A 25,037-nucleotide genomic window follows, 5' to 3' on the forward strand; every position below is an offset into this window, starting at 1 on the left:
GCTACATTCAATGCTTGGGTATCAGACTCCCGCCGAAATCGAAGCAACCCACTACACGAGCCTACAGGAATTAGCAGCCTAAGAAACTGAACGAACGCTCAGCCTCTAGAAAACCCGGGACTTGACAAACACATTGAACTTGTTCGTCGCGCGGCGGAGCTTTTGGTCTCGACCGTGTCCGAAGAAGTAAGAGTGCAACGCCTCCGCGCCTGGTCTACAACATCTCCAAAGCTTCAGTACTCGGTCTACGTAGGTTCGTCGGTCGGCTACCACGCTTCCAGAGGTCTCGACCTGACGCAATACGGGTTCTCCAGGGTTGCGGAGGTCATTGACTATTGCCGCGCCCTGGCGCGCAACGCCGAAAACATGGTTCGCGAGGATGCAGCACTGCCACGCGTCGGTGAGGGGTGGCTGTCGGAAACGCGGCTCTTCCACGAGCTCCGCGACGCATTCCCGGAGCAGACGGTGGAGCAACACGCATCGCCAGGGTGGCTCGGACGTCAGCACCTCGATGTCTACCTGCCCGAAATGGCCGTCGGTGTCGAGTATCAAGGCGCACAGCATGACAGGCCAGTTGATTTCTTCGGAGGTCCGGCGGCATACGAAGCCGTGAAGAAGCGTGACGCCCGCAAACGACGCCTCTGCAAGCGACATGGGGTCGAGCTGGTCTATGTCCGTCCCGGCTATGCCCTCGACTTCGTGATCTCTGAAATCCGACACCGGGCCCGTTAGCCAGTAGAACCCGGGCCGAATTTCGGACGACGAACTCGCCTTCGTCAATCGAGCCGCTGTCGTGCTCAACGGTGTCATCGCTTGGTTACAGCATTTATCAGACACGCCCTAGATATGATGTTGAACCTTTGTAACCCCATAGCGGTAGTCGGGGTTCTCGCTGATTGCGGCTTCAATTGCCTCTGCGAATGGCCGCTGCTGACCATCAGGCTGGAACAAAGCCAGGTTCAGAAATCCAACATGCATCGCCTTCGGGTCGACTCCGCGGAGTTGCTTCTTGAATATCTTCGGTGTTTTCGGAGTTTGCGTAGTGGGGCGCATCCACAACCGGGACTGATGGAAGACGATGTTCCGAAGTACGACGAGCGCCTCAATCTGAGACTGAAATACAGCAGCTGAAATTGAAAACTCCTGCGCGACGGATTTCCAGATTTTCGGCGAATCGTCCTGCCGAGAATCGCACTCGGTTATGAAGTGACTCAGCGTCCCTAGCGAGAACGCGTCAACAATCGACCAGAGAGGGAGGTCACGTACGAGCTTCACACAGTCGGCGTGACCGCTTGGGTCGTAGCGTTTGAACCTGTGAAGTCCCAATGCTTTCGCGGTTTCGTCGACATGCTGTGAAACGTACGGCTCTCCGTATCTAAGCGTTTGGTCGAGCACAGAACTGACACGTCGTGCTGAACTGCCAGCTTCGGTTTCCAGGTACTGAGCCTCGTCCAGGAACGAGCCTGCAGAATCGAAGCACGCGCAATAGTGCTTCACCACGGCTTGTCGCAAAGCCCACTCGGCCTGACGGATCCCACGGTAAAGGATCTCGGAAACCGTGTGGTCTTGGTCGATGATTGCGAATACGTCGGATATCTTTTTCGTGCTCGCGCCAACCAGTCCTCGTCCAACGAGCATCCTGTAGTTCCGTGCATAGCCCAGAAAGTAATGAAAGTTGAGCTGGTCGATTCTAGCGGCGTCGTCGTCGCTGATTGACGCTTTCTCAAAATATTCTTGCCGGTATAGGTACTCAATCCGCTCGTTCAGATTGAGGAATGGTGGAGGCGTTGGCACTACGGGCATTCCTTGCAAAAAAAGAGGACCCCCGCAGGGTGCATCGTAGAGAGGCAGCGGGGGGACTGTTAAGTACCAATCTACCGCACACGCCGTCTCACGTACGACTCTGAGGCGGTGTGTGTCCAAACTGTGATCAACAGTGCTTCATCCAAGTCAAAAGATTGTCCAGAGATGATCGTCCACGGACAGGTTCGCCAGGTGACGGTCTCAGGAGGGGATCAGACGTCCGAAACTCGTGTCCGAATCAGCGTCCCCCAACGCATGGGAACCGGACTATTCAATCGTCAGAGGCTGACTTCAACTGTCTCGACCGGTGTCGGTTAATGTTCCAAGTGATGCCCATCGCCTCGGCAGCCTCGATGACCGAGTCTGGGAGCTGACCACGACGATACCGAGTACGGAGCGAAGTCACCCAACGACCGGCAACCGGCCATCCGTCGACACCTCTCACCTGTCTGACGTTGAGACGCCCATGCTCGCGAAAGCACGGGGTGCGAGCGCTCTAATCTCGCCAGCAAGTCCGGATCCCGGCGCTCGGCAGAACTCAGCAGCTTCGGCTCGGGATCCCGGTACGGTCGCCCGAACCCAACACCAGCCGTTGGCGCCTCAGCGATCTGCTCGTCACTGAGCTTGCCAACCCTGCACTTCTCCCGCAAGGCCAGTACCCAGAGCCCAACACGCCATTCCAACCATGTCTCGGACGCGGCAGGGTTCGCATGCCCGAGCTCGCCCGCTTAGGTCCGCAACCGCGCAATGCCGCGCTCGAAGTCACCGCGTCCTCGCCATGGGGCAATGGTAGCTGCGCGGCGCTGGATATGGTCTAGAACAACGAGGAGTCGGGATCAGGAGATGACTCATCCGCTTCATCATCGTCCAGTGAGAACTCCGGCAGAATCCGCATGACTACCGACTCAATGTCAGCTGCCACCCCGTCCTTGTCCATTGCCTCGCGAATTCGCTTCCGCTCGGCCTGGAACGTCTTCGCCCCGTCTAGGTCCACCTTGGCGGCTACCATCTCTGCGTGCTCGACCAGGCGCACTAACTCCTGATGGTTCACATCGGTGTCGTCGTATAGACCATACTCGATCGCGAAGACGTACTTGTCGAAGTCTCTTGCGCCGAAGAGCCCCACCGCCTGAAGCGGGCGGACCCGCTCCGCAAGCGTTTCGGAGTTGAAGATCCCCGTCAGATAGCGTGCCTCAGCGAGTGAACCTGTGTGCATCCAGTACGCCTTATGGTCGACGAGAGAGCCATCGACCGGTACCCATGCGGCTGCGATGTTGTTTCCCGACTTTGGGTACATCACCAAATACCCGCCCGGTTTCCCAAGTTGTGCTGTTAACTGGTTATGGAAGTCGATGCGTTCGGAGAGGCTGTAAATCGTTCCTTCCTTCTTGTTCTCCTCCCAGAGACTTTCGGCCTCGCTCCACCAGTCTGACAGTCCAACTTCGCGCGACGCGTCCTCTGTCGACAAAAGCTCGCCGTTCTTTAGGGGCAAGATAACCATCCCCGGTTCCTTTGCCCGGTATGGGAGCAGATGCTCGCCTAGGTAGCCTCCAAAGATGAATTCTTGGTCCACCGCAGCGGAGATGGGGTCAACCTTCCAGCGGGCATCATCCTGATTGGAAGTTCGAGATTCTAATGGAATCGTGTCGCCGGGCGTCCCCAGCGGTCCGGCGTCACCCGGCACCGCCCACATCAACCGGCGAGGAACAAGAATTGCGCCCTGTCGGAACTTCTTGGCATAGGGAGACTTTGGCAGGTCGTCGCTTGTGACCTGCGCGAGCTTCGTCGTCGAGGTGCGGATCGCATTACTGGCGCGAGACCACGGCTGAGAAGGTGGGTTCAAGTAGCCTTTGAACGCCGTAGCTTTGGCGGGCATCGCTTTCGGATTCTTCGTGGTCGTTGACCCGAAGATCACGCCCGACGTAATCGGGAACCCAGTTGAGACATCCTGGAGATCCCAGATCCCGCTGAACGCTGCGTTGCCACCCTTTCCGGATGGGTATGCTTCCGAGGACATTGCCCATCGGCCGGCACGGAATCCAACGTTGGGCTTCCGCGTAAGCACAGAGTGAGGCATGACATATGCGAACTCGCCGCTTTCACGCAGATAGAGTTCGCAGGCACGGACTACGAACAACGTGGCCAGATCACGACCCGACGCGCCCAGCCGACCGAGAGTCAGATTGTGGTCCTTGGACTGCTCGAGGAACTTCTTCTGCATCCATGGGTTCATCTTGCTGTACCGCAACCATGGCGGATTACCCACGAGAACATCGACGTTGTTCGCCTTCATCGACAGCCAGATCGGACGAATCAGATTCCGAACGTAGTAGGCCCAGATCCCGTCTCGGCCAACGAGGTGAAGTTCGTACATCAGCGCCGCTGTGTTTGCAAGAGTCGACTGCTCATCCTCGCTGAGGTTGAAATGCTTTGTGCTGAGAATCTTCCTGAAGCGCTTCCTGAATTCTCCGACGTACTTTGTGTTGTCGCGGGCCTTGTGCTCCTTCTCAGATCTGAAGATGCTGATCTCAGTGGCGATTCGAGCCATGATTTCGTCGAACCTCTGGGCGTTGCGCATCACGGAGACGGGGATCTTGATGTCATCGTCGCCGAGTACACCGCCACCATCAAGAAGGTGGGATCCGGACGTCGGAACAGACACCACATCCGAGTGGGCGAACAAGTTCGCTGACTGCTCCCACTGCAACGAGTCTCCGATGTAGACCGGAACGGAGAATCCGGGTCGCCGACCTTTCAGCCGGTCGCTGCCAATTGCCAGCAGGTAGGTCACGCGAGCAAGAGCAACAGCGACAGGGTGGATGTCCATGCCGTAGACGTGTTCGACGACGCCAGTGATCGCATCGTAGGAGCTTTGCCCCTCGGCTTCTGCTCGCTCCAAGTAACGTCGAACGGAGTGGAAGACGAAGGTGCCGGAACCGCAGCTGGCATCGAGGACGCGATTCGTCAAAGGGTTGTAGTCGACTTCTTCGATCATCCGCTCGGCAAGCCAATCTGGTGTGTAGTACTCGCCAAGTTGCTGTCGAGTCTCAGCCGTGACGATTGACTCGTAGACATGCTTGAGCACGTCGTGGTCCACGTGTGCCCAGTCGAAGCGGGACAGTCGGTTGGCAAGGGCCGCGATGAACTCGGAACCACCCGCAACAGTCAACGGCCAGTCGAAGAAATCGGATTCGACGACTCCATGGATCTTCGCCTCTGCGAACTTCTGACCGTTTGCCAGCTCTGCCGCGCTGACGTTTCCGGCCTTCGAGACATCGAATCCGAGCACGGCATGAGCGATTATCTCCGCTGTCAGCACGAGTAGGGTGTGGTCGACGAACAGTGAAGCCGAACCGTCAAAGTCTTCACCAAACGCGGTGGTCAGCAGTTTCGACCACAGCTCGCGTTTGAGTGACACCTGAGTTTTGAGCTGATGGTCGTTCGATTCCATTGCCCCGTCGAACAGTGCTCGCAATGACATGTGATCGGCCTTGTACGTGGGCGATTCGGCACCGAGAACCTGCGCAATGCGTTCCGGAGACGGGTACAATCCCGTGACGCGGGAAAGGATCGCGCCCAGCCACTCCAGCAGTGCGGTCTCCTCGTTAGCCGACCTGAGCACGAATTCCTTGACGAAGATGAGATCGTCCGTGACTTCGTCATTTTCAGATGCCTGGATCGATGGCACATAGAGTCGCCACCGTCGTCCATCAGTCAAAATTCCGTAGAACCGAGCACCGGTCTGCCTGACGCGTTGCTTTACGTAACCCCCAAGCTGGTCTTCACCGTGGGAGAGTACGGTAGCCCGATCGAGATCCTTCTTGACTTCGATGACAGTGGTCGCGACTTCAATGTCGATGCGACGCCGAGACCCATCTCCGACTTGCGCTTCAAGTTCAACTCGCTCCTCAACCTCATCTTCGGTGAGGTTGAGCCCTGCAGCGAGGACCAGGTTGCGAATATCCGACTGGATTGTCGCTTCGGTCATTCCGGCTCTTCGTGCTGCCAGGCGAGCGATGATTGTTGAAACGCTTTCAGGCATTAGTGCTCCATGGTTCGGGTTGGGACTTCAGATCACAGGCTTGGCGAAAATCGATCAAACGTTCTTGAGCATCCTTTCAGGGTCTATGCCAAGCTCGTCAGCATCGGCTCTGAACTTCTCTTCGCGAACCTTCCGCTCTTTGGCTGGATCCCTGTTGAAGTTGAACGCATCGGCCTCTCCCTCGAAGCCAACGTCGTCTAGGATCGTCGGCTCCCAGGATTCTTGGAGCTTAGTGATGTGCGCAGGCATCAGATGGTCTGTTGATTGCCTAAAATGGGTGACTACCGCAACTCGGGCTTCCTCTACAGGGATACCCTCGACGATGCTCAGCCATGCGTCAGCGGCCCCTGTCGGGAACTTCTTGCCCTCGATCATCTCTGCGAATTCGATGATCTCGCGGACCTCATCAATGTTCATTCGGCATCGTCCCTGTACGTTGGTGCGAATAGATTGCTGAACTCTTTAAGATCGGTCTTTCTCTGAGCCGCTGTTTCGGCCAGTCGGTGCATTTCCTCTTTAGTCAAGCTCTTATTGCGCCCGACGGAGCACAACCTTGATTGCGGTTCGAATACATCATCGAAAGCATCTAACAGGTTTGCCATTTCCTCCGACGTCACCCATGTCTTAGCCCGCATCTGGAAAACCCAGTCAAGAACCTGCGCAGAAGTCAGGCATTCGTCGAGACTGATCTGGTACCCGTTGACTGAGTGCTCGATGCACATGATCTCAACGCGCAGTTCCCAATTTCCCCACGTCTTGTTGCTCATTGGTTCTCCTAGTTGACTACAGGTGAATCGAGTGGATCTTCGCCCCACGATAGCGCTTTCAGGAGGACGCTGCCGACAACAGTCCAAGCCGCAGTGTCGTGCTTGACCGGCAAACTTGAACAACTCGATGCGAGGCTTGTGCTCGGAATTCCGTGCACTTACGGGCTCAGCTAGCTTTCCGCCGTCCTTGATTGCCCTATCTTTCGTGCGTGACACAATGAATTCGTATACATGTATTTCGTCGTGATTGACGAAGAGAACATCGCGTTCTCTGCCTGCATACATGATTGAACCCTGGGTACCCAACGGATCGTGGAGAGCGCGGGCTAGAGTGATCCCGCGCTGCTCGAAGTCAGGGCCCTACTCGCTAGCAGGATCCATGGAGCCATCCTTTGCGTCGCGGCTTACTCTCGAGGGCTTTGCATGCGCGAGCCTGCACGGCCCTCGCGAGCGAGCTTTGCGAAACGACACATGAGCAGTTGCTAGATGTGACGTCCAGGGACGTTGTTGAGTCGGTCGAAGGGTGCGCCGCCAACCGCAGAGTGGTGTCGGTGGTGGTTGTAGAAGTGGAGCCAGCCGGGCAGCGCCAGGCGTCGTTCTGCTTCTGAACCGTAAAACCTGCCATAGGCCCATCCGTCCCCGAGCGTGCGGTGGAATCGCTCGATCTTCCCGTTCGTCTGCGGCCGGTAGGGGCGTGTCCGCTTGTGTCGGATGCCGAGCCGAGCGCAGAAGTCCCTCCATGCGTGGGATCTGTAAGCCGACCCGTTGTCGGATAGGACTCTCTCGACGGTCACACCTCGTTCGGCGAACCAGGCCACGGCGCGTTCGAGAGCTCCCACCGCTGTGCTCGCCTGCTCATCCGACCAAATTTCTGCGTACGCGACGCGGGAGTGGTCGTCGATGACTGTGTGAACGAACGCCGTTCCGGTGCGCGGCTTGTGGTCTTTTCCTCGTGGTAATCCCGGAGTCGCGAGCTTGTTCCGTGCGCCTTGCTGCCGACCTACGTAACGATGTCCACCGCCGTCGGGGATGTTGCCGAACTTCGTGACATCGACATGAATCAACGATCCCGGATGAGGATGCTCATATCGCCGCAATGGCTCGCCAGTGACACGATCGATATGCGAGAGGCGGTTCACGCGGCAACGGACGAGGACCGCGTGAACAGTCGACGTCGAGAGACCAAGTCGCGCAGCGATCTGGGCTGGCCCCAGTCGAAGCCGCCAGCGCAGGTTGATGATCTTTTTCTTGACATACTCGGGCGTCCTGCCTGGGATCCGGTGCGGCTTGCTGGAGCGATCCTGCATCCCGAACTCACCCTCTTCCCGGTAGCGGCCGGCCCATTTCCGGGCAGTGATCGGGGAGACCATGAACATCTTTGCGGCGATCGTGGCCGGATAGCCGTCTTCGACAATCAGCCGGGCTAACCGGAGACGGGCACGAGGAGTGAGAAGAGCGTTCGGATGGGTCATCAATTGGCCTCCGCCGCGGTCTTCGTAAGCGCGCGTCCGGTGAGAAGCATGATGACGAGAGCGATCGCTGTCAGCACCGAAGCGACCCAAACCGGCGCGAGCAGCCCCAGCCCGGTCGCGAGCCCGAACGCACCAAGCACGGGCCCCGCGGCAGCTCCGATATTCAATGCTGCGGTTGCGTACGAACCGCCCATCGTTGGCGCACCCGATGCTGCATACAGCACACGCGTGATCAGAGTACTGCCGACGCCGAACGACAGGAATCCCTGAACGAGGACGAGGACGATAAGCGCAACGGGATGAGATGCGACTACTGCCAACACGATCCAGCCTGTCAGCAATAGCGGTCCACCGACTGCGAGCACGAGGCCAGGTCGTTGATCTGATAGTCGTCCTGCGATCGTGACGCCAAGGAACGATCCGATGCCGAACATCACCAGCGCGACGGACACCCACGCTTCGGCCAAGCCCGCGGTCTCGGTCACGATGGGAGCCAGGAAGGTGAATGCCGCAAAGGTCCCTCCGTTGATCAGCGCTCCGAGTGCCATGGCCAGGATGAGCCGCGGCGTCGCCAACTGGCTGAGCTCGACACGGAGCCTTGGTGAGGTCGCGCTAGTCTCGCTCCGACCAACATTGTTCGTGACGCCACGAATGACTCCAACGGCCGCGGGAATACAGAGGATGGCGATCGCCCAGAACGTCGTTCGCCAGCCCAGCGCTGTGCCGAGCAGTGCCCCGGCGGGGACGCCCACGACGGTTGCGATCGTCGTGCCGGAGAGCAGGATCGACAGTGCACGCCCCTTCTGGTTCGCTGGCACGAGGGTAGTGGCCGTGCTCAGTGCTACGGCGAGGAATCCTGCGTTTGCGAGAGCGCTGAGCACCCGGGTGATGAGCAGGAGAGAGAACACTGGTGTCATCGCTCCGATGACGTGGCTTCCCGCGAACACGAGAAGGCAAACGATCAATGTGAGCCGCGGTGGCCAACGGCGAGCGAATGCCGCCATCACTGGCGCGCCGACGACCATACCGACCGCGAATGCGGAGGTCAGCAGGCCCGCAGTGCCGACCGAGACGTCAAGTTCGGTCGCGATCGCGGGGAGCAATCCCGCGAGCATGAATTCTGAAGTGCCCATGACGAAGACCGCCAGGGCAAGCATGTAGAGAGCGAAAGGCATCGAGTACTCCGAGGTGTGAGATCAAGAAAATGGTTCTTCTTGTCACCACGGCCAGTGCCCCGGGTACGCCAGACATACGCCCACACAGATCGTGGGCGTCGTAACTAGTGGTTCAAGGGGCTGGCGGTGTGACCGACAACCCCTGACCTGTCTGATTCGGGACTCGACATGCCCCAAACTCTACACGCCTTCAATGGTGAGCGGTCTGGACAGATACTTCTTGAATCATCACGGTGTCATTGCGCGCGGGGGCAGAACAACGTCCCTGGACATCACAGCTAGAGCTCAAGTACTGTCACAGGACTGCTCAGTGGTCTATGTACAAATTTGCTGGTTGCACGATGGATACAGAGAACACTTTTACGCGATCGGCTATTGGTTCGGCGAGATGAGACCTTTGAGCGCTACGACTATACGGCATGCCGTCTCTTTGGAGATCTCGAGTTCACCCCCGGCTTTGAGACCGATGTTCACCCAGTCCACATAGCCCCTGCGGCATCGCATGATATCGATCATCGTGCCTACGGGCGTCCGTTCCGGGTCCAAAGCAACGGCTGGGATCGGGACCGTTCTTCGTCGGCGTGTTCGGGTGTCCTCAGGACGATCTCGAGCGTTTCCGCGAGACGTTGGATAAGGCCAGGTAGGAGCGGTTCGTCCCAATCACATGATTGGAGTACTGCGAGTAGAACACCCGCTTCTTCGGCAGTCAATGTCACCTCAGACATGTGCTGACTCCCCTCCTCGCAGAGCCGTGTAGGCCGAAGAGCGGCTGACTCCGATCAGTTGCGCGGCGCGCGACACCGGCATTCCACTATCAACCAGCCCCCGGAGGTCGCGGAGGCGCTCGGCGTTCAGCACACGTGGCCTCCCGCCCGCGCGGCCACGGCGACGCGCAGCCGCCAGTCCCGCGATCGTGCGCTCTCGTGCAAGCTCACGCTCCAGCTCAGCGACGGCGCCAAGAACACTAAGCACCATGCGTCCGCTCGCGGTAGACGTGTCGGCAGCGAGATCGAGGATGCGCAGCGCCACTCCGTCGGCAGCAAGTTCGTCGACCGCGGCGAGGACGTTCCGCAGCGACCGGCCCATACGGTCAAGCTTTGTCACCGCCAATGTGTCGCCACTACGTAGAACCTCTCGGCACCTATCCCACTCGGGGCGCGAAAGCTTCGAACCATCCACTCCGTGGTCGGCATAGACCCGTTCACAGCCGGCAGCGCGAAGCACGTCTTCCTGAGCAGCCAAATCCTGACTTGTCGTACTGACCCTGGCATAACCGATGATCGCCATTACTTTCTCCCTGTCCAGAAAACGGGGGTTTGGCCCCCGAGGTTTTCGGACGGGTTTCCGGACGAGGTGCGCCGCGTAACTCTCGGTGCTCTGTCTAGAAACATGTTCCGTCCGACAAACGATCGTTATGTGCACCCCCTGTGAGTGACGACGGATACATTGATCTACGACTGTAGAGACGCCTTCTACCTTGTACAGATTGACGGATACATTGGTTACGGGAATCTGGCGGTTCGGGATTGACAACTGAACTGCACTCAGGCGTGCAGGCGAAATATGAAATGATCGGGCCTATGACGAATCAACCCGCTGGCTCAAACGCAAAAGAGCCAGATCCACGGCGAAAGAACAATTACGACGCTTTCGCCGCAGCCTACTCGGCAGAGAACGACGACAGTCTCGCGAACGCCTACTATGAGCGGCCAGCAATGCTCAACCTCCTCGGAAACGTTACGGGCCGTAACGTACTCGACGTCGGATGCGGCTCAGGTTCACTCACTGCAGAAATGCTTGAACGCGGTGCCACCGTGGCCGGGATCGACGCCAGCATTGCCATGGTCGATCTCGCCAAGCAGCGTGTCGGCGATGGGGCCAACCTGCTACGGGCTGACCTCACAGATCCATTGCCATTCGAAGACGAAACATTCGACGACGTAGTCGCCTCGCTAGTTCTGCACTACCTGGAAGATTGGGATCCCGCGCTGACAGAGATTCGACGAGTCCTCAGAACCAGCGGAAGGTTGTTTGTCTCTATCGACCATCCCATCGTGGGCTACACCATTAAGGAGCCTCGACCGAACTACTTCGCGAACACCAGCTACGAGTTCGAGTGGGAATTTGGAGGGCAACGGGTTCCGATGCGTTTCTGGCGCAAGTCATTACAGTCGATGCTCGATGCCTTCGCTTCAGCCGACTTCCACGTCACAAGCATCACTGAACCGCAACCACTGCCAGAAGCACGTGAGCTTCACCCGGAGGGCTTTGCCCACTTTTCATCCTCACCCGGATTCTTGTTCTTCGCACTTGAGGCTTTCCCAAGTCGCTCTCACTAATTTTTAGCGGTACCAATCCGCGCAGATCGTCGCTCACGCTTCTGCACCTTCACCTGACAAGGCACAAGCTGGCCACTGCCCAATCTATCCGGGCATATCAGGTGCAACGTGGGTGGCATCTCGACAGCCGCTAGTTTGCGCAGTGATCGCTACGGAGTCGGGTTGCGCAAAGTACACAGGCGTGTCGTGTACAAAGTGGAAGGTATATCTACAACGACACTGTTTAGTCGACTGCGATCGCCGTATGACGGGTCGCGGGGCACAGTCCCGGGCGGCGTGGGTCCGCGCGGCTATCGAGGCTGTCCTGCATCAGGACCTCAGGCAGTCGGATCGCTGACTGCCGGTCAGGCGGCGTCGCGCCACCCGGCCCACACGTCCGGGGGCGCTTCGTTTTGGTCGGTCGCGCCTTCGTCGCCGAGGAGGCCGCCGGAGGCGTCTCCGGCCCGGCGTTGACGGGCCACGTCCTCGGACACCGGGGTCAGCAACAGCACCTGCTGATCGGCGTCGCTGATCTGCCGTCGCACTTCCCACCGGGGCAATGCCGCCCGAGCGTGAGCGACAATCTGCTCGGTGGTCCGGGTGGCCGCCTGGCCCGGGATGACAACGGTGATGGCATCCCCGCGCGCCTCTGGCCGTAGCACTTCCGGCTTGACACCGATTACGCCCGCGATCTGTGCGCGCAGGGTCAACCAACGTGTCTGCTCGGGGCCGAGGATGCGAATGGCGGCGATCCCGAGCGTGAGCCCCGCAACCAGCGCCCAGGCCCAGGTGACGAGAGTCAATCCCTGAATGATCCCGACATCTCCGCCGACCCCAGCACGGTCCCAGAGAACGTCCTGCACGATGGCGGTGACGATGAGCACGGCGAGGCTGATGCCCACGGGAAGGCGGTGCCGCCAGAGGAAGCGTGCCCACCCGCGCACACCGGGGCCCAGACCGCGCATCGCGGCGATACGGCGGCCCACCAGAAGCGCGGCGAGGGCCGCTCCGCCCTGCGTGAGCAGGGGCACCGGGGCCCACCACATGACCAGGGGCGGGATGGTCATCCACCAGGCAATGCCGCACCACTGGATGACGACGTCCATGGGTCGCTCAGCCAGCTCCTCGCGGTCCCCCGCAGGCTCGACCCGGCTGGGCCAGTCGTGCCAGATCGGGGCCAGGGGGAGGCCGATGGTCAGCCAAAAACCGAGGTAGGCGATGCGGAGGACGAGCCGGAAGAGGAGTTGCATGATCATGAACTTTTTCATGACTGGGCCTTTCGTACGGCGACATGGCTACGCAGGATGCGCAGCACACGATGTTCAGGAGTCAGCAGGTGTGCGGCGGGGATGGCACCCCGAGCGATAGCGGTGCGCAGCGATGCTTCGGTGATCCCGAGTTCGGCGGCCGCCTCGGGGATCGACAACGACGCCGTGCGGATCAGGGTCTCGCCGTGCGTGAGCAGCCCGCGTTCGTCATGCAGCATCCCAGTCCACTCCCTCCGCGTCGTCGGCGGGGGCCGCGCCACCGGGCTCGGGCACCCCCTGCCGTCGCAGCGCTGCGATCCACTGATGCTCCGGGGCATAGGCACCCTGGAACGCACCGGTGCTGCTATCAGTTTCAACGAGCCCGCGGCCGGGCGACGGTTGGCTGTAGAGGTCGGGAGCGCTGTCGTCGTCGGCAGCCGCCTGCCCGTGCGCGACGACGTACGCCGTTTCCGCTGCCTGCGGGCGCATCAGCGCCTGCCCGATCTGGGTGGTGGAGGCCCGGCCCATGAGAACGCGAAACGGGAGATTGGCGCGCAGCACGCCGCCGCCCGCGGGGGCCATCAGGGCCGCCTCGAATGTCTGCGTGGCAAACAGCAAATGAATCCCGACCGCGCGCAGTTCGGCACTGATCCGGCGGATGGCGTCGCCGCCAAGCGCGACGTCCACCTGCTCCTGGGAGTTCGCGATGACGACGGGGTGATCTTTGGGCAGGCCTTTGAGCGGTGGTGGAGCGGCCAGCAGTGCCGCCGCTTCGTCGATGAGCAGGAGCATCGGCCTCAGACCGAGTTCGTTTTGGTCGGCGCGTGCCACGTCGGCCAATTTCTTGTACCCGTGCTGTCGCAGCACCGACATCCGCTGATCTTTGAGCCCGTACACCGTCTGGATGACAGTGCTCGCGGCATGCTTGCTGTCGCACCCCCAGAGCCCGTCACCGACGAATGGCCTCAGATCGTCGAAGTCCGCGCCGGTTTTACTGACCTCGCACATCGCGAGATCGAATCCCCGTGCGAGTGCGGCGGCCGCGATGGCATACAGCGTAATCGTTTTGCCACTGCCAGTCAGCCCGGCGATCAGAGCATGTGGGGCGCGGGTGAGATCCCACGCCACGGTCCGCCCGCGCCCGTCCACACCAAATGGCAGCTGCCACTGCGACCCACTGGACAGCCAGTCGGCAGGATCAACGGATGCGCGGAGCGGTAGGGTGATCCGCTCCCCGGCGTGCAGCTCGACGACTCCGCGTCCCGGGTCCACGCTCACCGCCCACCCCTCATGCCCGACAACTTTGCGAGCGATGTCAAGCCAGACGCCGCGCTGCCGGTCGGTGTCGCCGGTGATTGGTGGATGGTCCGTGACCACCACATGCTGGCCGTCGTCCGAGCACCCCAAGACGACCTCGTGCTCGGCACACCGCAGGGCCCGGGCAATTTTCGCGCGGATGGCCTGGTGTGCCGGGCCCGGCCGGATCCCGAGCCACCGGTGGCCACCCTCATCGACCGCTCCGAGGACCAGCCCGCGCTGGCGCAGCAGCTCGGCGACCTCGGCGACGACCTGCGGGGTCGGGCGGGTCACCGCCGGGCCCCAGGGGATGACCGTGCGCCCGGGCATGGTGTCCGCGACCTCGACGGTACGGGCCGTGATGTCGAGATGGATCGGCACCTGGCCGGGGCAGGTGAGGTGGCGGCGGATCGCCGCGCGATCGGCCGCGTTCGTCGGATCGGCATCCGGAGGGAGCGGCAGTACCTGTGTCATGCCGCGTCCTCCATCGGAGCGTAGGCCGGGCAACAAACCGGCAATGTGTCGCCCGAGACGATGACCGCGAGGTCATCCATATCTGGTCGTGCGGGCTCAACCCAGAGGAGCGCGCCCTCGGCATCCATAACACGGCGGTACGTGAGCTCACGGCTCTTCAGGATGCGGGGTGCTGTCGGTGTAGCCATGAGCAGATGCGCGGCTCCAGGGATTGTCGGGGACAGCCGACCCGTTAGTGACAGTGGGCTGCCGATGGCGAGCAACCGCGCCTTCGGAGGCTTCGGAGCCGGGGTGACGTCGATGTCGTCGGTGATGACCAGCGTCTCCCTGCACCCTGGAACGGCGTCGAGTAGACCGGGGACGTCGACAGGGCCGTCGACGACGATCGCCCCCGGGCGGGCGCGCGTCTTGCTCGTGATGAGGATCGTCCGCATGCCTGCCGTCGTGGCCTCGTCGTGGAGGGCGCGTGCGAGTCGAGTACGACCAGCGTGGCGTGGACCGTCGACCTGGATCACGGCCTCTGTGACGTCCTCACCCCAGGTGATGGCCCGTCCGGTCTCGGCGTGGTGTCCGAGTGTGAGTGGGGTTGTCATGCTGCCTCCTGGCGCTGTGCCGCGCGCCGAGACACGCGGCTCTTGCTGATGGGGATCTGGAGCTCGTCCGTGAGCCGATCGGCGACCGCCTGGCGGCTCAAGCCCTGGGTCAGCAGCCCGTCGATGGCCTCATTGACCTCGTCGATCCGGTCGCCGGGGACTGCAGATGCGGATCGCCGTGGTTTCGGGGTGGACCGTGGGTCCGGCACCGCCTGGATAGCGGGTCGCGGTGTTGACTCGGGACGTGGTTCGGGCACTGGCTCAATCGCCTGGTCCGTCGTACCAGTGTCCTGGATCGGTTCTGCGGCCTGGGCCGGTGAGAAGACCACGCGGCACAGCACCTCTGTGAGGCCGAGGACCATAACGGGCAGGAGGGCTCCTAAGACCGCGCCGATATAGGGGAGAGTAGCCGGAGCGGGGAGGTCGAGGACGTGGACGACATTGACGGTAGAGGAAAGAAGAGTGAAGAAACTGAGAAAAAGACCGCTCAGCATTCGGCTCTCGCCACGTCTGGCTTGCACGAGCATCGCCACCGCCAGGCCCACCAGGGCTCCGTCCACGGCCACGGGATATGCCGCCGCTAACCGCCCCGCCCCCAGGCGTTCGGCCGCCACCTGCGTGTGAGCCTGAAAGCTCAGTGCCATCGCGGCTGCCGCCGTCACCCCCAGCAGACCTGCCAGCGCCCATGCGACGGGCCTCGCGTCCGCGTCGAGTCGCCCGCGCCGCTGCATTCTCGTCGTCTCATTCGTCATCGTTCGGGTTCCCCCGGGTTTCCGCTTTCACAACCTGCCGGGCACTCCGGGCCAAAAGTTGTGCACTTGTGTTACTATAGAGGCGGCTGAGCCGCCTCTAGTATACTAATACTATCATTTGGCCGGTAATTCCTCTACGTTTCGCGCTTTTCACAGGAGCCTCACAATGCCGACCTCTACCGAAAGTCTCCGCCGCCTGGCGTTCGCCGCTGCCACAACCTATCGCCTCCGCTACCCGTCTGCCGACGCCGCGACCGTCGCAGAGGCTCTGCGTATCCAGCTACCCAGTCTGCGTCATCGCCCTAACCTCGTCGTCGCCGCAGCGTCCCGTCCCGCTCCGGAACCACAGTCTGTCGCCGTGACTGCTCTCGCCCGTCTGCGCAGCCATCTCCTCGCGTCGGGAACCCCGGCGCGGGAGACCCAGCGACTTTCCGCGCTGGTCGTCCACCATTTTCGTGCCGCCACCGATGGCGAAGACAGCGGCAGCGTTGCGTACTCTTCTGTATTGGTCTCCCAGTCTCGCTGTGCGTGGTGGTGGGGTGTGACCCCGGCGTACGCCGGGCGGCTCATCGCCCGCTACATCGATGAGGGCACTCTACGGCTCGTTGGGTGGTCCGGGCGCACCCGGCGCGTGGCGTTCGCCGTCGGCAACCCGGACCGGTCCGAGGACACGGATCTGTGGCTCGACCCATCACACCCGGTCTGGACTGCGCCCGCAGCCGCGTATGCGGACCGTGCGGCGCAGGCAGCGTGGGCAGCCGCCGTAGTCCGCGACGACCTGGGGTTTGCGCTGCAGTTTGACCGAACTGCCATGGATCAGGCGGAGGAGTCCTACCGCACGCGGGCCGCGACCTCACGGGCATCAATTCTCGCGTATATGGAGGACAAAGCCGCCGATGCGCGGGTGCGGCGGGTCGTGTCGGGGATGCCGCGGCGCGGAGCGGCCCACCACAAACTTGAAGGCTGGCTGCACGCGGCCCTGGGTCGCGCACCCGGACTCACCGACGCCGATCGGGATCGGCTGATCGCGGCGATCGTCGCCCGGGGACACTCGGAGACCGTCGCCACCGGCGTGGCGCGGAAGCTGCTCTCGGCGGCCGAGGCGGGGCGAGTCTAGACTTTCGTGCCGCTTTACTCGAGACTCGTGTGCATGTGGGAGATAGTGATTCCGGCAGTTTCAGCACTTGCGGGTACAACGCTTGGCCTGGTATTCCAACCATGGATCGAGCGACAGCGGCTCCGATCAGAGCGCGAGGCAGAGGACCAACGCCATCAGGCCGAACGTATAGAAAAGGTCACGGCACAGTGTCTGAACGACATAGCCGACGCGGTCGACGAATGCCGCCCTCTGTCCGAGTCGACTTTTACCGTGGGGACAGCCGAGCAGTACGCGAGAGCCGAAGAGCACTTCCATGCGGCGTGGCATCGCGCCTGGGCTGCGTACCCAGGAATCGGCGATCGACAAATCCTCGATCTCATCGAAACCGCATATACGACAGCGGCGAAATGGGTGCGCGCCGAGTACGACCTGGTTATCAACGAGGGGAAAGCGAAAAACGAGAACCCGACACCCACGGAAGCGATGAGCAATCTGGTTTGGGCAGCGCAAGCGCATACCCGAAAAGCGCTATCGAACACGAGGCAGATGGAGAAAGAAGCCCGCGACAATGCACCATGAACAGGAGGACTGGTTGCAGAAGAATCTGGAACTCGCAGGGCTTGACCCCACACTCACGCGTGAAGAAACTACCGCCGCGACGATCGCTTACGGGAAAGCCGGATCCGGAAAAATGGATCGACTACCGCCGACAGTCGGTTTCGGCATCTCGGGGGTAGCGTCGATCATGGCGCTGGCGATTTCGCTGCACACTACGGGCATGTGGTGGGATCTCGTGCTGATAGCGATATGCCTTTTCGTGATACCGGTGGCAATCGTTCCTTTCCTGGGCATCAGACGGGCTGGCGAATGGGAAGCGGTGGAGGCCGTGCAAGCACTGAGAGCGAAATAGAACAGCCTAGGCTGCGTCGCGCCAGCCGCCCCAGTCGGAGGTCGGTTGGTCATCGTCTTCACTGACGCCGCCAAGGAGTCCGCCGGTCTCCTGCGCCGCGGCACGCTGCTCCTCGTCCGCAACTGTGACTGGGCGAACCGTGACCGTCAGCCCACTGACCGTGTCCACGACCCAGTCGGCCTGGGCAAGCGCGAGGCGGGAATCGACGCCCTGTTGCGTCAGCGGTCGCGTCATCGTGGTGCGCACTGGACCCACGTCGACCCGTAGCTGGCCCCCGTGCGCGGTCACCGAGATCGCCGTGGCGTCGGGAGCACCAACGGCCGCTCCGACCAGGGCGCGCACATCGTCGTGGATCGCGACTGCGGCGACGTGTGCCCGCACATTGCGCCCGGTCAGCAGCACGGCAACCCCGATGCCAATGAGCACACCGGCGGAGGCGACGAGCCCGGGCAGCCCGGCCTGCAGCCACGGTGACACCGAGGTTGGCAGAGCGGTCCACACGAGATTCGGCACCTGCGTCCAGGCCCACGCGCAGATTGCGGCGACGGCGATCGGCACGAGCACGGGCCGCCACGCGCGGGCCGCCCCCCGCATCGTTATTGGCGCACGCCGTGTGGCCGCGCGGCGACGGGTGTGGACGAGCAGCAACCAGGGTGCGAGCGTCACCGCGATCCACGGGTAGACGATAGCCGCGATAGTCACAGCGAACGCCACGGCTCCCAGGTGTATTCGGGCCGCGCCGTCCTCGATACGCGCCCGGTCGACGGCGGCCTGCGATGGCATGTGCTGCGCGGTCTCGGCGGCATGGGCGCGGCGGATGCGCACGCGCTCTGGGGCGTCGTAGATCCATCCTCCAACGACGGCGACGGGCCACGCGATCCGCGGGGCTCGAGCCTGCGTGACGACGTTGCCGAGGGGCTGCTCGCTCATGCTGCCTCCTCTGCGGCCAGCTTCCCGGCCTGGGCGTGGGTGACGACCAGGGCGTGGAACGCGGCTGCCTCGGCGGGAGTCAAGGCGGCGGCCTCCCACGCCGTGGCCAGTGCCCGGGCGCACGCCTGGTAGCTTCTCGTGGTCGGGAGACCGCGGGCTGCATAGAGCTGCCGCGCATATGTATCAGTGATATGCCGGGACCGGTGGTACGAATACATCATCACGACGTCGGCGCTCTCGGGCCCGACCAACGGCAGGCGGCGCAGCGTCCGGTACAACTCGTCGTCATCGAGCTGCGCGGCCGTGTCACCGTGATCGCGCAACCATGCGGCAGCCGCGACCAGCGCTGGAGCTTTCTTGCGCACCAGCCCAGATGGACGAATGAGGGCGACCACCTGGTCAGGGTCCGCGACAGCCAGAGCATCGGCGTCGAGGAGCCCTGCATCACCGAGAGCCGCCAGCGACAGCTCAACGCGAGAAAAACGATTTTGCTGCACGAGAATTGCCCCGGCAAGCTGCTGGATGCGCCCGGCGGGCATCGGCCACCAATCCCACCCGTCGAGGTCGCCGTGTCGGTCGCGCAGCTCATCGTAGAGCGCCCCAATGTCAATCGCCATCATCCTCGCCTTTCGTCCACCGTTGCACGGTCTGTGTGGAGATCGACGCGGCCGTGGCAATCGCCCGGACCGTAAGCCCTGCTGCCCGTGCTTCCCTGACCGTGGCGATGAGCCGCGTTCGCGATCGGGCGTACGCACGGGCGGAGCTGCGCAAGCGCGCGATCTCAGATGCCGTATCTCCACTGTATCCAAATCACCACAGAAGAAGCTGGGACACTTGTGGTGATATTGGTACAAACAAGCGGCCGTGAAGCGAGATGCTCAGACCTGCGCGGCGGCCTCCATAAGCACCTGCTGCCCGTGAACCACCGGCGCGATTGCTAGTTGTTCATTGACGGCCGCTTCGGTGAATAGCGGCATCGGGAGATCGGGGAACTCAGTCGGCATCTCGGCAGGCGCGGCCTCAATGAACCGTTCAACCTCGGTGATCTTCGCGGGCACATCAAACCCGCACAATGCGTTCAGTGAGTACGGTAATGTGAAACGACGGTTCTTGCGTATATGGTCGGCCAGCCCATTCGGCGAATCGATGCCCAGCCGTTCGAGTACATCAATAATCGTGTCGTACTCTTCTCGCATCGCGACGCTATCGGTGACTGTGAAGTACACCGTTCTCCCGTAATGCTTTTGCTCCGGTTTCGGCACGGGCACCGGAATCCGGGCGTTGACGGCATTTCCCCAGAGCAGTCCGCCGAGGCCGAGCACACCCCCAACGATAGCTGTCCACTTTGCCACCTCCATTAACCACGAGCCGGCGGATCCGTCGGCGAATCCGCCTGTGACAAAATTGAGAAGCCTAGCTCCTGCCCAGGTAATTGCACCGAGACAGGCAAGCAGAAACACAGTAGCCACGGCCACGCGAATAACCCGCGACGTGCGCCGCAGCTTCTCTGTCTGCTCTGACTTGCTGGCTGTGAGGTAGCTTTCATACCGTCGGCAGTCGCGCTCATATGACTGTCTTGCTTCTGCCGAGCTGAATTCGAAGTGAGTCTTCAACAACTCGGCCCGCAGGTTTTCAGTCAGCAGGCTGAGCCGCTCATGATCCGCCGCTTCTGCTTCCGACACTTGGGGCTGGAGCGATCGCATATAGGTGAGATATTCACCGGCATCGCGCTCCCAATCCAGATAGGCTTGCCCATCCCCCGTCTGTCGCCACATCGCAAACTGGTATTTCATCTGCTGAGACTTCGCTTCGAGTTCCGCATCTCGGGCCTCGCGAAGGACTGCGGTCTGTCGTGCCGCTTCTGCCATCAGCCGCTGCTGACTGTCCAAAATCTTCTTCTGTGCCTCAGCGGCTTGATGCTGAGCCGCTGCCGCCTGCCGCTGGCTAGCGAGAATCTGCTCTTGCGTGCGCGACTGGGCTTCCAGCTCCTGCGTCTGGCGCACGGACTCGACGTACTGCTTTGCACTGCCGACAACCATCGCGCTTTGTAGACCCATCTGGATGTTGCGTGCCGCGGTGGCCTTCTGCCGGTACTCCTGCCAATCCATCTGCGTCTCCAGTCCTCTCGATGGGTAATGCTCTTTTGGCCAGTGTCGGGATACTACCTCGGCTCCACGTCGCAATCTTGCCCCAGAACCGGGTGAGCAACGGTGTCAGCTCTGTGTCGAGGAGAGCGACATGGACTAGGCGTCACGGCTGGGGCTCCCCCGCCCGGATCTCCCCGCCGAGAGTGTCTTTAACGAAACCGGTGGAATCTTCCCCGTGCTCATAGGAGCTGTTATGCGCTATCCAGTTCTTCCCCACAACATAGGGATCTCGAACCCACGCATTCTTATCGTGGACATATGCGTCAACACTGCCCGAATCTTCGAACGTCGTCACAGTCACACCAGACGCGCCAGTCGAGGACAGCACATGGGCGAGCTCGCAATCGAATTGCACCCCGACCCACCCTTCGCCTTCCTCCTGCTCCGGTTCGTCACAGTCTTCTGCTCCGGCGTCCTCGAGCTTATCGCGCAGATCGCCGGGGGATTCTGGGCCACAGCCGCTCAGAGTTAAGGCGATAGCAAGGGCCACGGTCGAAGAGGCAACATTCTTCAGCTTCATGTGGATCTCACTTCAACTCGATGGTCGCGTACGGTTCGGTATCGGCTGGTTCGCCTCCGGGGTCGGTGTCGGCGTAATAGAAGATCTTTATCTCTTTGAGTGTCTCTGGTTTCCAGGTGTCTACCCAGTCCACAAGAGCTTTGCGTTGCTCTTTGTCTTCCCCAGTGAAGGCCGGTCTGTCATCAAACTGGGTTTCCATGAGAATGACGCCGTTCGACGGATCGCTGTCATCGTAGAAATTACGGATGTCGCACAACCAACCGTCCTCACATTCCAGCACGGCAAAGTCGATCTTCTTATTACCCATGCGAACGGCCTCTTGGTCAGTGGCTGGGTCGGAGTACCCTAATGCCTCTTGCTTTTTCTCACTGAGTTTCACGTCGGTGCGCCCAATGGCTGATAGCCACTCGTTAAGTGCGGCCTCGGCAGACTTGTCAGGCGGACCGTCCTGCGGTGTTTCAACGGCGGACGGGTTCGTGGTGTAACGACTCGCTGGCTCTATGAGGGCAGAAAATGCCGTCAGCTCGTCGCTACCGACGCAGGCCTCGGCCTTTTCGTCTTCATCCAGTAGTTTTCCGACTCGCGATTCCAGTTTCTCCCACTCCTCGGCCGCCCAAAAATCAACCACGTTGTCGGCGTCTTCTGCAGATGGGCACAAAGCGGGGGACGCCTGCTGTTCGGACTCAGTTTGCTGGTCTGAGGCCGCAGAGTCGGCGGGTCCTCCGCCGCAGGCAGAGAGCGCCAGGACAGCAGCAATCGATATGGGTGTGAGAGGGTGCGGTGACGCCATCAGTTTTCCTTCCCGGGAGTAACGGAACCCGACACATCTGTTGGGTCGAATATCGTCAGACTACAGGCGTACGCGCCTGAGCGGCAACGCTCAGACGAACACACTCTGGTGTCCCGGACTGGGTGAGGGCACTCTGGTTGAGTGCAAGAAACGGGCGAATTTCAGACGGCTTTCGGACATCGGTTGCGCACTCTGCGGGAGCGGGCCGGATTGCCACAGGAGGAATCCGCGCATCGCATGGGGCTGAGCAGTTCTTCCTATGCCCGTATTGAGCGGGGCCAGCAGGCGATGCGCACTAATCACCTCCCCGCGCTCGTCGCGGCGCTCGAGGTGGATCTGCAGGCGTTCTTCGCGCCGCTACGACCGGCACTCTCCGTCGGCATGACAGCCTATTTACGCGCATGGATCGACGACTGGCAGCTGAACAACGACGCTGACGCCCCATGGGTGCTGCCGCAGCCTGAGGCGATCGCCTACTGCGCGACCACCCGACCGGGGTCGCTGCGCACTGCGGATGCCGTTGTTGACTGGCTCGCCCGCGGACAAGCGTGGGCTAAACAGGCCACGTATGCGACGACGCTGACCGGCTGGGCCACCGCGCTCGAAGACCGCGGTCGTATCACGGGGCGGGCCTACTGGCGCAGCCCGACAACGATGGCGGCCCTCGGCTTGGCGCCCATTAGTGCCGCGCAGTCGTCCGTGCGCGATCTCGACCTTCTCGGCGACGCCGCCGAACGCCGTGATGCCGAGGTGCCGTCGGGGGTGCTGCGGCCGGTCAGCGGGAGCCGGGGACTCACGATCTGGTGGGTGCCCGGGCTCACCAGGTGGGCCGAGATCCCCGTCGGACTCCACCTGCGCGCGATGATCGAGGCGGGAACGAAGGCCGCAGAGGACACTGCCCTTCGCGTCCTCTCTGCCGGGCGGGTGTCCATGGATGCGGTGCGAGGTGGGCTGACAGAGTGAGGCGAATCCACCCCCGATCCACCCCGATTCCAGCCTCAAAAATGGATCCCTGTACCCACTCTGACCAGTCGAAACGTCCAATATCCAGAGAATCCACCCCTTTTTGACCTACTCAGAAACATTGGCAATTAGAGAACAGTGCTTGCAACAGAGCCCCCTGTGTAACCGCACGAAACGGGGTGTCCGAATAGGTGTGGATTTTGCGGATTCCGGTTATTTGTGCAGGTGGAAGCTCAGAATCGATCCCTCGGCGAGAGTGGATTGGGGCGGATTGTCCGCAGTCAGTTCAACTCGTCTCTGATTACCAGTGGTTCGTCAACCGCGACAATTTCATCATCGATCTCGCGAGCAGCGTTACCGGTCGCGCCGCCGGCGATGTTCCATGCGCGCAAAGCGCGCGAGATGTTCGCTTTTCGGCTTTTCGCGACGTCTGGCACCTCATCCGCCAGCCGCAGAATCTCGTTTCGACGATCGCGCGCCTCCTCCGCAAAGTCGCTCAGGCGCCTCTGAATGTATTGCGGCGTCGTCGACTTTGTGGCGCGCACGAGGTCCTCGGCCGCCCGATCATCCCCGCGAAGCAAGCGATCGAGATCAACATCGGTCGCACTCGCGATTGCTACGGCCTCCAGTGCTTTGAGCGCCCGTTCACCGACCTCGATGCGTGCGAGACTCGCCTGGTGGAGCCCGGGAATCCACTCAGCGAGGCCTACCTGGGACAGCCCGGCCGCCTCCCGGGCCTGGCGTACGCGTGCACCAAGAGCCTGCGCTTGCCCGTCCGCCATAGTAACCCTCCTATGATCATTCGTCATTATCAGAGAAGTATCGCATAGTCCGACGTAGTATGATAAATTGTCATTATGATGACAAATACGAAACCTAAGATGATGGCGATCAGGACGACGGCCGAGTATGCGCGGCTTCGGGGCGTGACTGCAGACACGGTGCGCCGGTGGATTCGCACTGGATCTCTGCCGGAGAACCATATTGCACGTCCGCGTACTCGGTCGGTACGTCCGCAGTACGACATTTTCGTGCCGGTAGAGGACCTTGCGTAAGAGAAAAGCCCCGGGGGCAACCGGGGCTTAACAGAGAAAGGATCAATCTTTCACATGTCCATTATCCCAAGCAACACCGCGGCCCGCAAGGCTCAGGCTGTTGCATACTTCGAAGCGCTTAACCTTGATCCACCGATCTGCTTGATGTCCGGTGGCCCACTCGAATTTGAGCTTGGGCACGATGAGTGGGCAGGAGGTAGTGTCCCGGTCTCTCACCGGTCTCTTCCACATTGAGCCTCACAGAGCCTCCTCCATGACTGCGGTCTCGGGCCCTCTTCCAAAGGGCGAATTGGTCAGGTCGACATTGTCCGGGGTGGTCCCAACGCCGATTGCCAGAGTCGTGAGAACTCCGTCGCCCACGGCCAGGCTCTGGGCAGGTGCAGGATCAGTTTCCTGGCCCGGTGAGCAATCCGAGCCGGAACCCCGATGATCCGTGTCCGCAGCGTCTGGGCGCGCACTTTGCTCATCCGCCCGCCGATGATCCCGGCAGCCGCCCGTAACAGGTTGTGAGTGATCGCTGCGATCGTGAGCCAGGCAGCGTTGGCGTTGAACACCCTGGAGGGCATATGCGCCAGGGCACCATTTTTCAGTTCCGCATTGATCTGCTCGATGATCGCGTGCCTGCGGTGCACTTGATCAGCAACAACGGTGTCGAAACGATCCTGATCGACGGTGGTGAAGAAC

General features: G+C 61.3%; 25 protein-coding genes and 1 pseudogene. 6 read left to right on the forward strand and 20 right to left on the reverse strand.

What is annotated here, in order from left to right; genetic code table 11:
- Positions 1 to 174: 174 nt before the first annotated feature.
- Positions 175 to 732 carry a hypothetical protein gene (locus tag ACPUD7_RS16920; RefSeq protein WP_425120554.1) on the forward strand — a complete coding sequence of 186 codons (558 nt, stop codon included), beginning with the start codon at positions 175 to 177 and terminating at the stop codon, positions 730 to 732.
- A 108-nt stretch (positions 733 to 840) separates the two neighbouring features.
- Here ACPUD7_RS16920 and ACPUD7_RS16925 read toward each other — a convergent pair whose 3' ends face one another.
- The 8 genes and pseudogenes from ACPUD7_RS16925 to ACPUD7_RS16960 form a co-directional block, all read right to left on the reverse strand.
- A complete protein-coding gene (locus tag ACPUD7_RS16925; RefSeq protein WP_425120555.1) occupies positions 841 to 1,794 on the reverse strand; it encodes an Abi family protein in 954 nt (317 codons plus the stop codon).
- Positions 1,795 to 2,617: 823 nt separating this feature from the next.
- Positions 2,618 to 5,791 carry an N-6 DNA methylase gene (locus tag ACPUD7_RS16930; protein ID WP_425120556.1) on the reverse strand — a complete coding sequence of 1,058 codons (3,174 nt, stop codon included), beginning with the start codon at positions 5,789 to 5,791 and terminating at the stop codon, positions 2,618 to 2,620.
- Between the two features lie 108 nt (positions 5,792 to 5,899).
- Entirely contained in the window at positions 5,900 to 6,262 is a 363-nt protein-coding gene (locus ACPUD7_RS16935; protein WP_425120557.1) for a hypothetical protein, read from the reverse strand.
- Positions 6,259 to 6,612, reverse strand: a complete 354-nt coding sequence (locus ACPUD7_RS16940) for a hypothetical protein (protein WP_425120558.1) — start codon at positions 6,610 to 6,612, stop codon at positions 6,259 to 6,261. Before ACPUD7_RS16940 ends, ACPUD7_RS16935 begins: the two co-directional genes overlap by 4 nt.
- 482 nt (positions 6,613 to 7,094) lie before the next feature.
- Positions 7,095 to 8,084, reverse strand: a complete 990-nt coding sequence (locus ACPUD7_RS16945; protein WP_425120559.1) for an IS481-like element IS5564 family transposase — start codon at positions 8,082 to 8,084, stop codon at positions 7,095 to 7,097.
- A complete protein-coding gene (gene cmx / locus ACPUD7_RS16950) occupies positions 8,084 to 9,259 on the reverse strand; it encodes a chloramphenicol efflux MFS transporter Cmx (protein ID WP_058199284.1) in 1,176 nt (391 codons plus the stop codon). Before cmx ends, ACPUD7_RS16945 begins: the two co-directional genes overlap by 1 nt.
- 28 nt (positions 9,260 to 9,287) lie before the next feature.
- Positions 9,288 to 9,335 (reverse strand): annotated as a pseudogene (locus tag ACPUD7_RS16955) (chloramphenicol resistance leader peptide); the annotation flags it as partial.
- 641 nt (positions 9,336 to 9,976) lie between these two features.
- The gene (locus tag ACPUD7_RS16960; RefSeq protein ID WP_425120560.1) at positions 9,977 to 10,546 is read right to left on the reverse strand and encodes a recombinase family protein; all 570 of its coding nucleotides are present in this window, start codon (positions 10,544 to 10,546) and stop codon (positions 9,977 to 9,979) included.
- Between the two features lie 293 nt (positions 10,547 to 10,839).
- On the opposite strand from ACPUD7_RS16960, the gene ACPUD7_RS16965 reads away from it, so the two are divergent.
- Complete coding sequence (locus ACPUD7_RS16965; protein ID WP_205677089.1) at positions 10,840 to 11,598, forward strand: class I SAM-dependent methyltransferase; 759 nt, start codon at positions 10,840 to 10,842, stop codon at positions 11,596 to 11,598.
- 344 nt (positions 11,599 to 11,942) lie between these two features.
- Here the strand turns inward: ACPUD7_RS16965 and ACPUD7_RS16970 are convergent, their stop codons facing one another.
- The 5 genes from ACPUD7_RS16970 to ACPUD7_RS16990 are packed head-to-tail and all read right to left on the reverse strand — an operon-like array spanning position 11,943 to position 15,939.
- The gene (locus ACPUD7_RS16970) at positions 11,943 to 12,845 is read right to left on the reverse strand and encodes a hypothetical protein (protein WP_425120561.1); all 903 of its coding nucleotides are present in this window, start codon (positions 12,843 to 12,845) and stop codon (positions 11,943 to 11,945) included.
- Positions 12,842 to 13,063, reverse strand: a complete 222-nt coding sequence (locus ACPUD7_RS16975) for a hypothetical protein (protein WP_425120562.1) — start codon at positions 13,061 to 13,063, stop codon at positions 12,842 to 12,844. The genes ACPUD7_RS16970 and ACPUD7_RS16975 overlap by 4 nt, the downstream gene beginning before the upstream one ends.
- Positions 13,053 to 14,594: an FtsK/SpoIIIE domain-containing protein gene (locus ACPUD7_RS16980; protein WP_425120563.1), complete on the reverse strand. Its 1,542-nt coding sequence runs from the start codon at positions 14,592 to 14,594 to the stop codon at positions 13,053 to 13,055. The genes ACPUD7_RS16975 and ACPUD7_RS16980 overlap by 11 nt, the downstream gene beginning before the upstream one ends.
- Positions 14,591 to 15,187: a hypothetical protein gene (locus ACPUD7_RS16985; protein ID WP_425120564.1), complete on the reverse strand. Its 597-nt coding sequence runs from the start codon at positions 15,185 to 15,187 to the stop codon at positions 14,591 to 14,593. The genes ACPUD7_RS16980 and ACPUD7_RS16985 overlap by 4 nt, the downstream gene beginning before the upstream one ends.
- Positions 15,184 to 15,939 (reverse strand): DUF2637 domain-containing protein, encoded by a 756-nt coding sequence (locus ACPUD7_RS16990; RefSeq protein WP_425120565.1) that lies wholly within the window; start codon positions 15,937 to 15,939, stop codon positions 15,184 to 15,186. Before ACPUD7_RS16990 ends, ACPUD7_RS16985 begins: the two co-directional genes overlap by 4 nt.
- Before the next feature lie 166 nt (positions 15,940 to 16,105).
- On the opposite strand from ACPUD7_RS16990, the gene ACPUD7_RS16995 reads away from it, so the two are divergent.
- Genes ACPUD7_RS16995 through ACPUD7_RS17005 form a run of 3 tightly spaced genes read left to right on the forward strand, consistent with a single transcriptional unit; the run spans position 16,106 to position 17,948 of the window.
- Complete coding sequence (locus tag ACPUD7_RS16995; protein WP_425120566.1) at positions 16,106 to 17,056, forward strand: hypothetical protein; 951 nt, start codon at positions 16,106 to 16,108, stop codon at positions 17,054 to 17,056.
- A gap of 33 nt (positions 17,057 to 17,089) precedes the next feature.
- Complete coding sequence (locus ACPUD7_RS17000; RefSeq protein ID WP_425120567.1) at positions 17,090 to 17,617, forward strand: hypothetical protein; 528 nt, start codon at positions 17,090 to 17,092, stop codon at positions 17,615 to 17,617.
- Positions 17,607 to 17,948: a hypothetical protein gene (locus ACPUD7_RS17005; RefSeq protein WP_425120568.1), complete on the forward strand. Its 342-nt coding sequence runs from the start codon at positions 17,607 to 17,609 to the stop codon at positions 17,946 to 17,948. The genes ACPUD7_RS17000 and ACPUD7_RS17005 overlap by 11 nt, the downstream gene beginning before the upstream one ends.
- A gap of 6 nt (positions 17,949 to 17,954) precedes the next feature.
- On the opposite strand, the gene ACPUD7_RS17010 is transcribed toward ACPUD7_RS17005, so the two are convergent.
- The 5 genes from ACPUD7_RS17010 to ACPUD7_RS17030 all read right to left on the reverse strand — a co-directional run bounded on the left by ACPUD7_RS17010 (position 17,955) and on the right by ACPUD7_RS17030 (position 22,335).
- On the reverse strand, positions 17,955 to 18,878 hold the full coding sequence (locus ACPUD7_RS17010; protein ID WP_425120569.1) for a hypothetical protein: 924 nt from the start codon (positions 18,876 to 18,878) through the stop codon (positions 17,955 to 17,957).
- On the reverse strand, positions 18,875 to 19,495 hold the full coding sequence (locus tag ACPUD7_RS17015; RefSeq protein WP_425120570.1) for an endonuclease III: 621 nt from the start codon (positions 19,493 to 19,495) through the stop codon (positions 18,875 to 18,877). Before ACPUD7_RS17015 ends, ACPUD7_RS17010 begins: the two co-directional genes overlap by 4 nt.
- Positions 19,496 to 19,756: 261 nt before the next feature.
- Positions 19,757 to 20,986: a hypothetical protein gene (locus ACPUD7_RS17020; protein ID WP_425120571.1), complete on the reverse strand. Its 1,230-nt coding sequence runs from the start codon at positions 20,984 to 20,986 to the stop codon at positions 19,757 to 19,759.
- Between the two features lie 142 nt (positions 20,987 to 21,128).
- Complete coding sequence (locus ACPUD7_RS17025) at positions 21,129 to 21,545, reverse strand: hypothetical protein (RefSeq protein ID WP_425120572.1); 417 nt, start codon at positions 21,543 to 21,545, stop codon at positions 21,129 to 21,131.
- Between the two features lie 7 nt (positions 21,546 to 21,552).
- Complete coding sequence (locus tag ACPUD7_RS17030; RefSeq protein ID WP_425120573.1) at positions 21,553 to 22,335, reverse strand: hypothetical protein; 783 nt, start codon at positions 22,333 to 22,335, stop codon at positions 21,553 to 21,555.
- A 141-nt stretch (positions 22,336 to 22,476) separates the two neighbouring features.
- On the opposite strand from ACPUD7_RS17030, the gene ACPUD7_RS17035 reads away from it, so the two are divergent.
- Positions 22,477 to 23,298 carry a helix-turn-helix domain-containing protein gene (locus ACPUD7_RS17035; protein ID WP_425120574.1) on the forward strand — a complete coding sequence of 274 codons (822 nt, stop codon included), beginning with the start codon at positions 22,477 to 22,479 and terminating at the stop codon, positions 23,296 to 23,298.
- A 281-nt stretch (positions 23,299 to 23,579) separates the two neighbouring features.
- On the opposite strand, the gene ACPUD7_RS17040 is transcribed toward ACPUD7_RS17035, so the two are convergent.
- Both ACPUD7_RS17040 and ACPUD7_RS17045 read right to left on the reverse strand, forming a co-directional pair.
- Positions 23,580 to 24,080, reverse strand: coding sequence for a helix-turn-helix domain-containing protein (locus ACPUD7_RS17040; protein ID WP_425120575.1), 501 nt, complete (start codon positions 24,078 to 24,080; stop codon positions 23,580 to 23,582).
- Between the two features lie 566 nt (positions 24,081 to 24,646).
- Positions 24,647 to 25,037: transposase (locus ACPUD7_RS17045; protein WP_425120576.1), on the reverse strand; the 391-nt coding region annotated here is incomplete at its 5' end.

Source organism: Brevibacterium sp. FAM 24630 (assembly GCF_049804075.1).
Classification (GTDB): Bacteria; Actinomycetota; Actinomycetes; order Actinomycetales; family Brevibacteriaceae; genus Brevibacterium.

What these genes read in the sequence shown, in the direction of transcription:
- ACPUD7_RS16930 (WP_425120556.1), bottom strand. Translation starts at nt 5,791, where the DNA reads ATGACCGAAGCGACAATCCAGTCGGATATTCGCAACCTGGTCCTCGCT.
- ACPUD7_RS16935 (WP_425120557.1), bottom strand. Translation starts at nt 6,262, where the DNA reads ATGAACATTGATGAGGTCCGCGAGATCATCGAATTCGCAGAGATGATC.
- ACPUD7_RS16940 (WP_425120558.1), bottom strand. Translation starts at nt 6,612, where the DNA reads ATGAGCAACAAGACGTGGGGAAATTGGGAACTGCGCGTTGAGATCATG.
- ACPUD7_RS16945 (WP_425120559.1), bottom strand. Translation starts at nt 8,084, where the DNA reads ATGACCCATCCGAACGCTCTTCTCACTCCTCGTGCCCGTCTCCGGTTA.
- cmx (WP_058199284.1), bottom strand. Translation starts at nt 9,259, where the DNA reads ATGCCTTTCGCTCTCTACATGCTTGCCCTGGCGGTCTTCGTCATGGGC.
- ACPUD7_RS16960 (WP_425120560.1), bottom strand. Translation starts at nt 10,546, where the DNA reads ATGGCGATCATCGGTTATGCCAGGGTCAGTACGACAAGTCAGGATTTG.
- ACPUD7_RS16965 (WP_205677089.1), top strand. Translation starts at nt 10,840, where the DNA reads ATGACGAATCAACCCGCTGGCTCAAACGCAAAAGAGCCAGATCCACGG.
- ACPUD7_RS16970 (WP_425120561.1), bottom strand. Translation starts at nt 12,845, where the DNA reads ATGAAAAAGTTCATGATCATGCAACTCCTCTTCCGGCTCGTCCTCCGC.
- ACPUD7_RS16975 (WP_425120562.1), bottom strand. Translation starts at nt 13,063, where the DNA reads ATGCTGCATGACGAACGCGGGCTGCTCACGCACGGCGAGACCCTGATC.
- ACPUD7_RS16980 (WP_425120563.1), bottom strand. Translation starts at nt 14,594, where the DNA reads ATGACACAGGTACTGCCGCTCCCTCCGGATGCCGATCCGACGAACGCG.
- ACPUD7_RS16985 (WP_425120564.1), bottom strand. Translation starts at nt 15,187, where the DNA reads ATGACAACCCCACTCACACTCGGACACCACGCCGAGACCGGACGGGCC.
- ACPUD7_RS16990 (WP_425120565.1), bottom strand. Translation starts at nt 15,939, where the DNA reads ATGACGAATGAGACGACGAGAATGCAGCGGCGCGGGCGACTCGACGCG.
- ACPUD7_RS16995 (WP_425120566.1), top strand. Translation starts at nt 16,106, where the DNA reads ATGCCGACCTCTACCGAAAGTCTCCGCCGCCTGGCGTTCGCCGCTGCC.
- ACPUD7_RS17000 (WP_425120567.1), top strand. Translation starts at nt 17,090, where the DNA reads ATGTGGGAGATAGTGATTCCGGCAGTTTCAGCACTTGCGGGTACAACG.
- ACPUD7_RS17005 (WP_425120568.1), top strand. Translation starts at nt 17,607, where the DNA reads ATGCACCATGAACAGGAGGACTGGTTGCAGAAGAATCTGGAACTCGCA.
- ACPUD7_RS17010 (WP_425120569.1), bottom strand. Translation starts at nt 18,878, where the DNA reads ATGAGCGAGCAGCCCCTCGGCAACGTCGTCACGCAGGCTCGAGCCCCG.
- ACPUD7_RS17015 (WP_425120570.1), bottom strand. Translation starts at nt 19,495, where the DNA reads ATGGCGATTGACATTGGGGCGCTCTACGATGAGCTGCGCGACCGACAC.
- ACPUD7_RS17020 (WP_425120571.1), bottom strand. Translation starts at nt 20,986, where the DNA reads ATGGATTGGCAGGAGTACCGGCAGAAGGCCACCGCGGCACGCAACATC.
- ACPUD7_RS17025 (WP_425120572.1), bottom strand. Translation starts at nt 21,545, where the DNA reads ATGAAGCTGAAGAATGTTGCCTCTTCGACCGTGGCCCTTGCTATCGCC.
- ACPUD7_RS17030 (WP_425120573.1), bottom strand. Translation starts at nt 22,335, where the DNA reads ATGGCGTCACCGCACCCTCTCACACCCATATCGATTGCTGCTGTCCTG.
- ACPUD7_RS17040 (WP_425120575.1), bottom strand. Translation starts at nt 24,080, where the DNA reads ATGGCGGACGGGCAAGCGCAGGCTCTTGGTGCACGCGTACGCCAGGCC.